Source organism: Streptomyces sp. DSM 110735, from assembly GCF_016482685.1.
In the GTDB taxonomy this organism is placed as follows: Bacteria; Actinomycetota; Actinomycetes; order Streptomycetales; family Streptomycetaceae; genus Streptomyces.
In genome coordinates this window covers 181,607-194,715 of the sequence record NZ_JACYHF010000008.1, presented here as the reverse complement: position 1 = coordinate 194,715, position 13,109 = coordinate 181,607, and the positions used below count along the sequence as shown (strand labels likewise).

General features: G+C 71.8%; 8 protein-coding genes. 6 read left to right on the top strand and 2 right to left on the bottom strand.

The window, feature by feature from the left end; translation table 11 throughout:
• Positions 1–87: 87 nt before the first annotated feature.
• Positions 88–1,089, bottom strand: a complete 1,002-nt coding sequence (locus IF655_RS15710; protein ID WP_199585406.1) for an aldo/keto reductase — start codon at positions 1,087–1,089, stop codon at positions 88–90.
• 130 nt (positions 1,090–1,219) lie between these two features.
• On the opposite strand from IF655_RS15710, the gene IF655_RS15705 reads away from it, so the two are divergent.
• The 6 genes from IF655_RS15705 (at position 1,220) to serA (ending at position 11,381) form a co-directional block, all read left to right on the top strand.
• Positions 1,220–2,188: a 2-hydroxyacid dehydrogenase gene (locus IF655_RS15705; protein ID WP_199585405.1), complete on the top strand. Its 969-nt coding sequence runs from the start codon at positions 1,220–1,222 to the stop codon at positions 2,186–2,188.
• A gap of 409 nt (positions 2,189–2,597) precedes the next feature.
• Entirely contained in the window at positions 2,598–5,621 is a 3,024-nt protein-coding gene (locus IF655_RS15700) for a bifunctional diguanylate cyclase/phosphodiesterase (protein ID WP_199585404.1), read from the top strand.
• Between the two features lie 244 nt (positions 5,622–5,865).
• Positions 5,866–7,716, top strand: a complete 1,851-nt coding sequence (locus tag IF655_RS15695; protein ID WP_199585403.1) for an acetolactate synthase large subunit — start codon at positions 5,866–5,868, stop codon at positions 7,714–7,716.
• Between the two features lie 21 nt (positions 7,717–7,737).
• Complete coding sequence (gene ilvN, locus IF655_RS15690; RefSeq protein WP_018544678.1) at positions 7,738–8,262, top strand: acetolactate synthase small subunit; 525 nt, start codon at positions 7,738–7,740, stop codon at positions 8,260–8,262.
• A 116-nt stretch (positions 8,263–8,378) separates the two neighbouring features.
• Positions 8,379–9,377, top strand: a complete 999-nt coding sequence (ilvC, locus tag IF655_RS15685; protein WP_199585402.1) for a ketol-acid reductoisomerase — start codon at positions 8,379–8,381, stop codon at positions 9,375–9,377.
• Positions 9,378–9,791: 414 nt separating this feature from the next.
• Entirely contained in the window at positions 9,792–11,381 is a 1,590-nt protein-coding gene (gene serA / locus IF655_RS15680) for a phosphoglycerate dehydrogenase (protein WP_199585401.1), read from the top strand.
• 77 nt (positions 11,382–11,458) lie between these two features.
• Here serA and IF655_RS15675 read toward each other — a convergent pair whose 3' ends face one another.
• Positions 11,459–13,057 (bottom strand): MFS transporter, encoded by a 1,599-nt coding sequence (locus IF655_RS15675; protein WP_242488744.1) that lies wholly within the window; start codon positions 13,055–13,057, stop codon positions 11,459–11,461.
• Between the last annotated feature and the right edge of the window lie 52 nt (positions 13,058–13,109).

Genomic DNA, 13,109 nt, shown 5'->3' with positions numbered 1-13,109 from the left:
AAACGTACCGGGCCACCCCTCCCGTTCCCGAAGCCCCACATCCGGAGCACGGGATTCCCTCCCGGACCGGCCCCAGGACCCCGCGGATCAGTCCCACGCCCCCCGCACGCCCGGCGCCGCCGAAAGCTCCGCCACGTCCTGCGCCGTCAGCCGCAGCTCCGCCGCCCCCGCGTTCTCCTCCGCCCAGTGGGCGTGCTTGGTACCGGGCAGGGCGATCACATGGCACCCCCGGGACAGGACCCACGCCAGAGCCACCTGGGCCGGGGTGACGCCGGGACCGTGGCGGCGGGCCACCCGGCGCAGGTCGGCCACGATCGGCTGGTGGGCGGCCATCATGTCGGCGGTGAAGCGGGGATGACGGGCGCGGGCGTCGTCCGGCTCGAAGCCCTGCCCCGGGGTCAGGGTGCCCGTCAGGAAGCCGCTGCCCAGCGGCATCGCCGCGAGGAAGGTGACCCCCCGCGCCTCGCACCACGGCAGCAGGGAACGAAGCGCCCGCTGCGACCACACCGACAGCTCCGCCTGCACCGAGGCCACCGGGAACACCTGCTGCACGCGCCGGAGTTGGTCCAGTGTGGCGTCGTAGGGCCCGGCGCCGGAGCGGCGGGTGGCGCGTGGGTCCAGCGCGCAGAGCCCGAGCGCCCGCACCTTGCCGGCCCGTACCAGCTCGGACATCGCGCCCCAGGTCTCCTCGACGGGGACCTCGGGATCGGCGCGGTGCAACTGGTAGAGGTCGATCACATCGGTCTGCAGGCGCCGCAAAGAGGCGTCGCAGGCGCGCTTCACGTAGCCGGGGCGGCCGTTGGCCACGATGTGCCGGTCGCCGCCCACCAGCAGCCCCGCCTTGGTCGCCACGAAGGCGTCCGCGCGCCGCTCCTTGAGCACCCGCCCGAGCAGCAGCTCGTTGGTGAACGGGCCGTACATGTCCGCGGTGTCCAGGAAGTCCGCGCCCAGGTCCAGCGCCCGGTGCACGGTACGGAGCGACTCCTCGCCCCGCCGCCGCGAGGCGGTGTAGGCCCAGCTCATCGGCATGCATCCGAGCCCGACGGCCCCCGCGGCGAGGATCCCCGCGCCGATCGTCCTGCGCTCCACCTGCCCGCGAACCTCCCTCGCCCCTCGCGCCCCAACCTAACCTCTGCCGCCCGCCCCGCAGGAATCGCCCTCCCGCCCGCGACCACCCGAAACGCCCCGCGCCACGGCGAGGTGAATTAGCCTCCCGCACATGACCGACGACGTCTGGCTGCCCATTCCGCCCGAGAAGATCCGCGGACTCCCCGACGGGTTCCGTTATCTCTTCTGGGACGGGGGCGAGAACGGCGAGCAGGAGTTCCCCGGCGACCCGGCCGACTGCGCGGTGTACGTCGTGCCGTATCTGCGCAGCGCCGCGATCAAGCACCGCCCGCTGAAGGAGATGACCCGGCTGCGGCTGGTCCAGACCCTCACCGCCGGGGTGGACGACATGATCCCGGCGCTCTCGGAGACCGCCCCCGGCGTTCACCTCTGCAACGCGCGCGGGGTGCACGAGACCAGCACCGCCGAACTGACGCTCACCCTCGTGCTGGCCACGCTGCGCGGCGTCCCCGGCTTCGTGCGGGCCCAGGACGAGGAGCGCTGGCGGCCCGAGCCGAGGCCGTCGCTGGCCGACCGGACCGTGCTCGTCGTCGGCTACGGCGCGATCGGGGAGGCGATCGAGGACCGGCTCGTACCGTTCGAACCGGCGCGCGTGCTGCGCGTCGCGCGCTCCCGGCGCACCACCGAGCGCGGTCTCGTGCACCCGCTCACCGAACTGCCCGCGCTGCTCCCCGAGGCCGACGTGGTGATCCTCTCCACGCCGCTGACCGAGGAGACCCGGCATCTCGCCGACGCCGCCTTCCTCGCCCGGATGAAGGACGGCGCCCTGCTGGTCAACGTCGCGCGCGGACCCGTCGTCGACACCGACGCCCTGCTCACGGAGCTGGAGCGCGGGCGGATCACCGCCGCGCTCGACGTGACCGATCCCGAACCGCTGCCGCCGGGGCACCCGTTGTGGCGGGCACCCGGTGTGCTGATCAGTCCGCACGTGGGCGGAATGAGTTCCGCGTTCCCGCCGCGTGCCGAGCGACTGCTCGTGGACCAATTGAGCCGGTTCGTGAACCATGAGCCGCTGCGCAACGTGATCCTCACCACCGGCCCCGGTACCACCGGCGGTTGACCGGTCCGGGCACCCTCCGCGACCCTTCGGGCGCGGTCCGTGCCCGCATCGCCGCTGGTCGTCACGGAGAGTAGAGAAGCTATGTCCCTGAGTGACGATACTGGTGTATCGTCCCGACAGGGGCAGCGCCGCCGACCGTTCGGCGCCGGGGATGGACACTTCGGAAATGGTGAGGGGGGCGACGGGCGATGCACGGCCTATGGACGAACGATCCGACGCGGCGAAGCCGCCGACGGCGACCCTGGCGCACGACCGCGCGCGGTCGCGGCCATCACACGAGCCATCACAGGCACCACGGCTCGCAGCACGGCGCGAGTCCCGGCCCGCACCACAGGCCGGGCGCCCGCAGGAGGCCCGTCCACCGTCCCCCCGCCGACCGGGGACCGGCAGCACGGAGCGGGAGGCCCCGGTGAACGCGCTTCCCTCGCTCACACCCACCGCGCTCGACGGGGCGCTGCGCGCGCCGGAGCCGCCCCAGGCCCCGAAGCCGGACCCGCGCCCCGCCACCGAGAACTCCCGCCTGGCCCAGCAGCTCGTCCTCGCCCTGATCTGCGGGGCGTACGGCATCGGAGCCGCGCTGGACTGGGGCAGCAAGCAAGTCGCGCTGTTCATGGGCGACTTCGGTCTCGCCGCCGCCGCGGGCACCGCCGCGGTCTCCTGCTTCCTCTACGCCCGCAGCCCCGGGGTGCGCTTCCGCCCCGCCTGGCTGCTCTTCGCGCTCTCCTCCGCGATGGCCGCCCTCGGCAACGCGGTCTGGGGATGGTACGAGGTCGTCCTCGGCCGCGACGTGCCCAGCCCGAGCTACGCGGACCTGTTCTTCCTCTGCTTCGCGCCGCCCGCCATCGTGGGACTGCTGGTCCTCGCCAAACGCCCCCTCAACCGGGCGGGCTGGATCTGTCTCACCCTGGACGCCTGGCTGATCGGCGGCTCGCTGCTCACCCTGTCGTGGAGCCTCGCCCTCGCCCAGGCCGCCCGCTTCGACGGCCCGAGCGTCGCGCACACCGCGCTCTCGCTGGCGTACCCACTGCTCGACATCGCGCTGGTCAGCATGGTGCTCGCGCTGCACTTCCGGCGCAGCCCCGGCAACCGCACGGCGGTGAACACCGCGATCGGCGCCCTCGCCCTCACGGTGATGTGCGACGCGCTGTTCACCTCCCCGCTGCTGCACAGCCACTACCGCTCGGGGCAACTGCTCGACGCGGGCTGGTTCGCCGGTTCGCTGCTGCTCGCGTACGCCCCCTGGGCCGCCCCGAAGCAGCACACGCACGACGGACCGCCCCGCGCCGCCCGCGAGCGCGTCCCCGGCCCGCGCAGCGGGGGCTCCGGCTGCCCGCCCGCACCCGACACCGAACAGGTCAGGTACCCGGCGGGCCGCCCGATCACCGGCTCGCTCGCCGCGCTGACGCCGTACCTCGCCGCCGCCGTGTGCACGCTCGGCATCCTGTACAACGTGCTCAACGGCCGCAGGCCCGACCACGTCGTGCTGATCACGGCCGGTGCCGTGGTCCTCGCCCTCGTCGTCCGCCAGGGCATCATGCTGCTCGACAACATCACCCTCGCCCAGGAACTGGCCCACAAGGAGAACCACTTCCGCTCCCTGGTGCAGGGCTCCAGCGACGTCATCATGATCGCCGCGCCGAGCGGCATCCTGCGGTACGTCTCCCCGGCCGCCGCCGGGGTCTACGGCCGCCCCGCCGAGGAACTCGTCGGCACCGAACTGGCCAAGCTGATCCACCCCGAGGACCTGGGCTGCGTCCTGCACGAGGTGCGCCGCTTCCTCGCCGCCAGCCCCGCGGACGAACCCACCACCCGCATCGAGTGCCGCTTCCGCTCCGGCACGGGCGGCTGGCTCAACGTCGAGTCCACCGTCAACCGGCACCACGGCGGGCTGATCTTCAACAGCCGCGACGTGACCGAACGCGTCCGGCTTCAGGCCCAGTTGCAGCACAACGCCGAGCACGACCCGCTCACCGACCTGCCCAACCGGGCCCTGTTCACCAGACGCGTCCAGCAGGCACTGTCCGGGCGCCGGGCGAGCGACCGGGGCGCCGCCCTGCGCGGCACCGCCGTGCTCTTCATCGACCTGGACGGCTTCAAGGCCGTCAACGACACCATCGGGCACCAGGCAGGGGACCAGCTCCTCGTCCAGGCCGCCCGCAGGCTGCACGAGGCGGTGCGCCAGTCGGACACCGCCTCCCGGCTCGGCGGCGACGAGTTCGCCGCCCTGATCACCGGCGACGGCACCCGCGACCGCGCCGCCCGGGAGCGGAACATCCTGGAGCTCGCCGACCGCCTCAGGATGACCCTCTCCCAGCCCTACCCCATCGACGGCAACGATGTCCGGGTCAACGCCTCCATCGGCGTCGCCTTCGCCGAGCCCGGTCTCGGCGCGGGCGAGCTGCTGCGCAACGCGGACCTCGCGATGTACCGCGCCAAGGCGGGCGGCAAGGGACGCGTCGAGCTGTACCGCCCGCAGATGCAGCAGGACGTGGTCCGCAAGGCCGAGCTGGCCGGACGGCTGCGCGCCGCGCTGCACGACGGCGAGTTCGCGCTGCTGCACCAGCCGGTGGTCTGTCTGGAGAACGGCCGGATCGCGTCGGTCTCCACACACGCCCGCTGGCGCTCCTCGCAGGGCGTGCTGTTCACCCCCGCCGAGTTCCTGCGGGTCGCGGACGACGGCGACAAGACGGCCGAGCTGGAGCGCTGGATACTCCGCGAAGCCGTGGAGCAGGCTGCCGAGCGGGCCGCCGGGGGACTGGTCGTCCCGGTCGCGGTCCGGATGAGCGCCCGGCGGCTCCTGGACCGCTCGCTGCCCCCGCTCGGCACCATCGAGGCGCTGCTGACCCGGCACGGGCTGCCGCCCGGGGCGCTCGTGATCGAACTGTCCGACACCGACCCGCGGCTCTCCCTGGACGAGCTGGAGCGGCGCCTGACCGCCCTCAGCCGGCTCGGGGTGCGGATCGCCCTGGACGGCTTCGGGGGCGGCTGCGCGGCCTTCACCGCGCTGCGCAGGCTCCCCGTGGACATCCTCAAGCTCGACCGCGGGCTGGTCGAGGGCGTCGTGGAGTCCGCGCGGCTGCACAAGATCACCAGCGGGCTGCTGAAGATCGCGGGCGACCTCGGGCTCCAGTCCGTGGCCGAGGGGGTCGACCTGCCCGAGCAGGTCGTCGCCCTGCGCGCGATGGGCTGCACGCACGGCCAGGGCATGGCGTTCGCGGGACCGGTGGACGAGTACCGGCTGCGCCGCGCGCTCGCCGCCGGGCGCTATCCGGTGCCGCACGCCCCGGGCGAGCCGGTGCTGGCGGGCAAGGGCGCGGGGGCGAGCGGGGGTGCGAGTGCGGGTGCCGGGGTGTACTCCGGAGGCATGTCCACGGTGATCGGCGGTACCACCACCCTCCGCTCACATAATGAGACGGCCGTCCCACCCACTTGACAGGCGGTGCGCGCCGGAGGGAGGGTCAATGCCATGCGCACCCGAATTCTCGTACTTGGACAGCGCGTCGGCTGAGCTGGGACGACCGGAGGACGATCCGGAAACCCCAGCGCCCCTCACCGACGCGCTCCCCTCGCTTGCCATCCCGGCACGAGGGGTTTTTTGTTGCACGAGTGCCCCTCGTGCGGCGCTCCAGCTCCGCTCAAACCTCGCAAAAACCCTCAGCATCGAGAAGAGAATGCCGATGACCGAGCAGGCCACCGGGGCCCACCATCCGCAGCCGCGGCCCCGATCCGGAGGGCAGCACGTCGCCCCTGTCGAGCACGTGACGGGCGCCCAGTCGCTCGTGCGCTCGCTGGAGGAGGTCGGGGTCGACACCGTGTTCGGCATTCCCGGGGGCACGATCCTCCCCGCCTACGACCCGCTGATGGACTCCAAGCGGGTGCGCCATGTACTGGTCCGCCACGAGCAGGGAGCGGGGCACGCGGCCACCGGCTACGCGCAGGCCACCGGCAAGGTCGGCGTCTGCATGGCCACGTCGGGACCCGGCGCCACCAACCTGGTCACCCCGATCGCGGACGCGAACATGGACTCGGTCCCGCTGGTGGCGATCACCGGCCAGGTCGTCTCCAAGGCGATCGGCACGGACGCCTTCCAGGAGGCGGACATCGTCGGCATCACCATGCCGATCACCAAGCACAGCTTCCTGGTCACCAAGGCCGAGGACATCCCCCGGGTGATCGCGGAGGCGTTCCACATCGCCTCGACCGGCCGCCCGGGACCGGTGCTCGTCGACATCCCGAAGGACATCCTGCAGGCGCGGACGACCTTCTCCTGGCCGCCGGTCACGGACCTGCCCGGCTACCGCCCGGTGACCAAGCCGCACGCCAAGCAGATCCGCGAGGCAGCCAAGCTGATCACCACCGCCAAGCGGCCCGTCCTCTACGTCGGCGGCGGCGTCCTCAAGGCACACGCCACCGCCGAGCTGAAGGTCCTCGCCGAGCTGACCGGCGCGCCCGTCACCACCACCCTGATGGCGCTCGGCGCGTTCCCCGACAGCCACCCGCTGCACGTGGGCATGCCGGGCATGCACGGTTCGGTCACCGCCGTCACCGCGCTGCAGAAGGCCGACCTGATCGTCGCCCTCGGCGCCCGCTTCGACGACCGCGTCACCGGCAAGCTCGACGGCTTCGCGCCGTACGCCAAGATCGTGCACGCCGACATCGACCCGGCGGAGATCGGCAAGAACCGCGAGGCCGACGTGCCGATCGTGGGCGACGCCCGCGAGGTCCTCGCCGACCTGGTGCAGGCGGTGCAGAAGGAGCACAGCGAGGGCAACCAGGGCGACTACACCGCCTGGTGGCGCGATCTGACCCGCTGGCGCGAGACCTACCCGCTCGGCTACGACCGCCCCGAGGACGGCTCGCTCTCCCCGCAGGCCGTCATCGAGCGCATCGGCCAACTGGCCCCCGACGACACGATCTTCGCGGCGGGCGTCGGCCAGCACCAGATGTGGGCCGCCCACTTCATCCAGTACGACAAGCCCGCGACCTGGCTCAACTCCGGCGGCGCCGGGACGATGGGCTACGCGGTCCCCGCCGCCATGGGCGCCAAGGCCGGACAGCCCGGGCGCACGGTCTGGGCCATCGACGGCGACGGCTGCTTCCAGATGACCAACCAGGAACTGACCACCTGCGCGCTGAACAACATCCCGATCAAGGTCGCCATCATCAACAACGGCGCCCTCGGCATGGTCCGCCAGTGGCAGACCCTGTTCTACAACCAGCGCTACTCCAACACCGTCCTGCACTCCGGCCCCGAGGACGTCAACCCCGAGGCACGCGGCACCCGCGTGCCGGACTTCGTGAAGCTGTCCGAGGCCATGGGCTGCGTGGGTCTGCGCTGCGAGCGCCCCGAGGACCTGGACAAGGTCATCGAGGAGGCCAACGCCATCACCGACCGCCCCGTGGTCGTGGACTTCATCGTCCACGAGGACGCCATGGTGTGGCCGATGGTCGCCGCCGGCACCACCAACGACGAGATCATGGCCGCCCGTGACGTCCGCCCCGACTTCGGCGACGGCGCGGACGACTGAGCGAGAGAGACGTAAACGACCATGTCCAAGCACACGCTCTCCGTCCTGGTGGAGAACACCCCGGGCATCCTCGCCCGCATCGCCGCCCTCTTCTCCCGCCGCGGCTTCAACATCGACTCGCTCGCGGTGGGCGTCACCGAGCACCCCGACATCTCCCGCATCACCATCGTGGTCGGCGTCGAGGACCTGCCGCTTGAGCAGGTGACCAAGCAGCTCAACAAGCTCGTCAACGTGCTCAAGATCGTCGAGCTGGAGCCCGGTCAGGCCGTCCAGCGCGAACTCGTCCTGGTGAAGGTCCGCGCCGACAACGAGACCCGCTCCCAGATCGTCGAGATCGTCCAGCTCTTCCGCGCCAAGACCGTCGACGTCTCCCCGGAAGCCGTCACCATCGAGGCCACCGGCTCGGGCGAGAAGCTGTCCGCCATGCTCAAGATGCTGGAACCCTTCGGCATCAAGGAGCTGGTCCAGTCCGGCACGATCGCCATCGGACGCGGCGCCCGCTCCATCACCGACCGCTCGCTGCGCGCCCTCGACCGCTCGGCGTGACCCCCGGCCCGGTCGCCGCAGCACCGGCGCGGCGACCGGATGCCGAGACCCCCAGACCTTCCCTCACCCCGCCGCAATACGGTGGGACGCACATCCGCACATCAAGGAGAGTTCCAGTGGCCGAGCTGTTCTACGACGACGACGCAGACCTGTCCATCATCCAGGGCCGCAAGGTCGCGGTCATCGGCTACGGCAGCCAGGGCCACGCCCACGCCCTGTCGCTGCGGGACTCGGGCGTCGACGTCCGCGTCGGTCTGCCCGAGACCTCCAAGTCCCGCGCCAAGGCCGAGGAGCAGGGGCTGCGCGTGGTCACCCCGGCCGAGGCCGCCGAAGAGGCCGACGTCATCATGATCCTGGTCCCGGACCCGATCCAGGGACAGGTCTACGAGGAGTCCATCGCCCCGCACCTGAAGGACGGCGACGCGCTGTTCTTCGGCCACGGCTTCAACATCCGCTTCGGCTTCATCAAGCCCCCGGCGGGCGTCGACGTCTGCATGGTCGCCCCCAAGGGCCCGGGCCACCTGGTGCGCCGTCAGTACGAGGAGGGTCGCGGCGTCCCCTGCATCGTCGCGGTCGAGCAGGACGCCTCCGGCGACGGCTTCGCGCTGGCCCTGTCGTACGCCAAGGCGATCGGCGGCACCCGCGCCGGCGTCATCAAGACGACGTTCACCGAGGAGACCGAGACCGACCTCTTCGGCGAGCAGGCCGTGCTGTGCGGCGGCACCGCCGCGCTGGTCAAGGCGGGCTTCGAGACCCTGACCGAGGCGGGCTACCAGCCGGAGATCGCCTACTTCGAGTGCCTGCACGAGCTGAAGCTGATCGTCGACCTCATGTACGAGGGCGGTCTGGAGAAGATGCGCTGGTCCATCTCCGAGACCGCCGAGTGGGGCGACTACGTCACCGGCCCGCGCATCGTCACCGACGCCACCAAGGCCGAGATGAAGCAGGTCCTCGCCGAGATCCAGGACGGCACCTTCGCCAAGAACTGGATGGACGAGTACCACGGCGGTCTGAAGAAGTACGACGAGTACAAGAAGCAGGACTCCGAGCACCTGCTGGAGACCACGGGCAAGCAGCTCCGCAAGCTGATGTCCTGGGTCGACGAAGAGGCGTGACCGACGGGCCCCGCGGCCGCGCTCCCCGCTCACCGGGGAGCGCGGTCGCGGAGCCGCGCGCGGGCACCGTACAAAGCGGCGCTTCCCGTCCGGGTGATCCTTCCACCGAGGCAGACTCCGGCGCCCGTGGCGCCACTACACTGCAGCACTACATACGCGTCAGGCCCACAGTGTCGTGCGTCTTCCACGCGGCTAAGCGACACCGAGAAATTTCCGGCACACCCCCGCGCCGCCCGGCACGCACTCCCGCCGCACCGGCCAAAGGTCCTAGTAGCTCCGCTACGAGGACCTTCGTCCGGCACACCGAGAGCACGCACCGAACGACGCGTGAGCGCACCGGGAATTCCCCGGCGCCGCTCCCCTCCGCCAGCGGCCGTCGGGACGGCCGTCCGCATTGGACTTGTGAGGACTCACGTGAGCTCGAAACCCGTCGTACTCATCGCTGAAGAGCTGTCGCCCGCGACCGTCGACGCACTCGGACCGGACTTCGAGATCCGGCACTGCAACGGAGCCGACCGCGCCGAACTGCTCCCCGCCATCGCCGACGTGGACGCGATCCTCGTCCGCTCCGCGACCAAGGTCGACGCCGAGGCGATCGCCGTCGCCAAGAAGCTGAAGGTCGTCGCACGAGCCGGCGTCGGCCTGGACAACGTCGACGTCTCCGCCGCCACCAAGGCCGGCGTGATGGTCGTCAACGCCCCCACCTCCAACATCGTCACCGCCGCCGAGCTGGCCTGCGGTCTGCTCGTGGCCAGCGCGCGCAACATCCCGCAGGCCAACACCGCGCTGAAGAACGGCGAGTGGAAGCGCAGCAAGTACACCGGCGTCGAGCTGGCCGAGAAGACCCTCGGTGTCGTCGGTCTCGGCCGCATCGGCGCCCTGGTCGCGCAGCGCATGTCCGCCTTCGGCATGAAGGTCGTCGCCTACGACCCCTACGTGCAGCCCGCCCGGGCCGCGCAGATGGGCGTCAAGGTGCTCTCGCTGGACGAACTCCTCGAGGTCTCCGACTTCATCACCGTCCACCTGCCGAAGACCCCCGAGACCCTCGGTCTGATCGGCGACGAGGCGCTGCGCAAGGTCAAGCCGACCGTGCGGATCGTCAACGCCGCGCGCGGCGGCATCGTGGACGAGGCGGCGCTGTACGCGGCGCTCAAGGAGGGACGCGTCGCGGGCGCCGGTCTCGACGTGTACGCGAAGGAGCCGTGCACCGACTCCCCGCTCTTCGAGCTGGACCAGGTCGTCTGCACCCCGCACCTGGGCGCCTCCACCGACGAGGCTCAGGAGAAGGCGGGCATCGCGGTGGCCCGCTCGGTGCGCCTCGCGCTCGCCGGTGAGCTGGTCCCGGACGCGGTGAACGTCCAGGGCGGTGTCATCGCCGAGGACGTCAAGCCCGGACTGCCGCTCGCCGAGCGCCTCGGCCGCATCTTCACCGCGCTGGCGGGCGAGGTCGCGGTCCGCCTCGACGTCGAGGTCTACGGCGAGATCACCCAGCACGACGTGAAGGTCCTGGAGCTGTCCGCGCTCAAGGGCGTGTTCGAGGACGTGGTGGACGAGACGGTCTCCTACGTCAACGCGCCGCTGTTCGCGCAGGAGCGCGGCGTCGAGGTCCGCCTGACCACCAGCTCCGAGTCCGCCGACCACCGCAACGTGGTCACCGTGCGCGGCACCCTCGCGGGCGGCGAGGAGGTCTCGGTCTCCGGCACGCTGGCCGGTCCCAAGCACGTCCAGAAGATCGTGGCGGTCGGGGAGTACGACGTCGACCTCGCGCTCGCCGAGCACATGGTCGTCCTGCGCTACGAGGACCGTCCCGGTGTCGTCGGCACCGTCGGCCGGGTCCTGGGCGAGGCGGGCATCAACATCGCCGGTATGCAGGTCGCCCGCGCGGCGGCGGGCGGCGAGGCGCTGGCCGTGCTGACCGTGGACGACACGGTCTCCCCGGCCACGCTGACCGAGCTGGCCGAGGAGATCGGGGCGACGTCCGCCCGGTCGGTGAACCTGGTCTGAGTACGTACCCTCCGCGTACGTGACGGAGCGCCGGGCGGACCGATCATCGGTTCCGCCCGGCGCTCCGCCGTTTCCCGCTACCGGGGGTCGAGCTGCTCCACGGGACGCTTGTCCGCGTCGCGCCGCTCCTCACCGGGCTGACCGGTGCCGGTCCGCTCCGTGGCCGGCCTCCGCAGGCTCACCACCGCCCCCACCGCGGCAAGCACCAGCACCACCGCCCCGGTGACCGCCGCCGCGCACATCCCGTGCGTGAACGCCTCGCGTGCCGAGGTCAGCAGCGCCTCGCCGGTACGGCCGGGCAGTTGGGCGGCGGTGGCCAGGGCGCCGCCGAGGGTCTCGCGGGCCGGACCGGGCGCGTCCGAGGGCATCTGGTGCCGGTAGACGGCGGCGCCGACCGAGCCCAGGAACGCCATCCCGAGCGCCCCGCCCAGTTCCGTGGCCGTCTCCAGCAGCGAGGACGCGGTGCCCGCCCGCTCCGCCGGTGCGGTGCCCATCGCCATGTCCGTGAGCTGCGACATCACCATCACCGCGCCCGACGCCAGCACCCCCGCCCCGGCGAGCACCAGCCACAGCGAGTCGGTCCCCGTGAGCGCCAGCAGGACGTATCCGGCGGCGGAGACCGCGAACCCGGCGGCGACCACCCGGCCCCGGTCCGCGCCCCGGGCGACGAGCGCCGCGGTCACCGGACCCACCACCCCGATGAGCACCGAGGGCAGCAGGCTCCACAGCGCCGCCGAGAGCGGGCTCTTGCCGAGCACCGACTGGATGTACTGCGTGGTGTAGATGGCCGAGCCCAGCATCCCGAACGCGGACACCAGCGTCAGCACCAGCGCCGGGGTGAACCCGCGCCGCCGCAGCAGGGTGAGCGGCACCAGCGGCGCGGCGACCGTGCGCTGGCGGTGGACGAAGAGCGCGGCGAAGAGCAGACCGACCGTCACCGAGACGACGTACAGCGGGTGCCAGCCCTCGGAGGGGATCTCCTTCAGCCCGTAGACCACGGGCAGGACGGCGGCCAGGGACAGCGGCACGCTCGGCCAGTCGAAGCGACCGGAGACCGTCCTGCGTGACTCGGGGAGCAGGACCGGACCGAGCGCCAGCAGCAGAAGCATCGCGGGCAGGTTGACCAGGAACACCGAGCCCCACCAGAAGTGCTCGACCAGGACCCCGCTCATCACCGAGCCCAGCGCGATGCCGCCGGTCATCACCCCGGACCACAGCCCGATCGCCTTCGCTCGCTCGGCGGGGTCGGTGAACATGGTGCGCAGCAGCGCCATGGTCGACGGCATCAGGGTCGCGCCGCCGACGCCGAGCACCGCGCGGGCCGCGATCAGGGTCGCCACGCTGTCGGCGTACGCGGCGAGGACCGAGGCGGCGCCGAAGGCGGCGGCGCCGGTGAGCAGCAGCCGACGGCTGCCGAAGCGGTCGCCGAGCGCGCCCATCGTCATCAGCAGCCCGGCCAGGACGAAGCCGTAGATGTCGAAGATCCAGAGCTGCTGGGTGCCGCTCGGACGGAGGTCGGCGCTGATCGCGGGGGTCGCGAAGTACAGCACCGAGACGTCCATCGAGACCAGCAGCAGCGGCAGCATTAGCACGCCCAGCGCGGTCCATTCGCGGCGTCCGGCGCGAACGGGCGTGTCCTGGGCGGGAGTCGGGGTGGTGCTCGTCGGATTCACCATGCCGAGAAATGTACGCACGTATTAAACGCTTGTCTAGAACGCTTGTATAAGT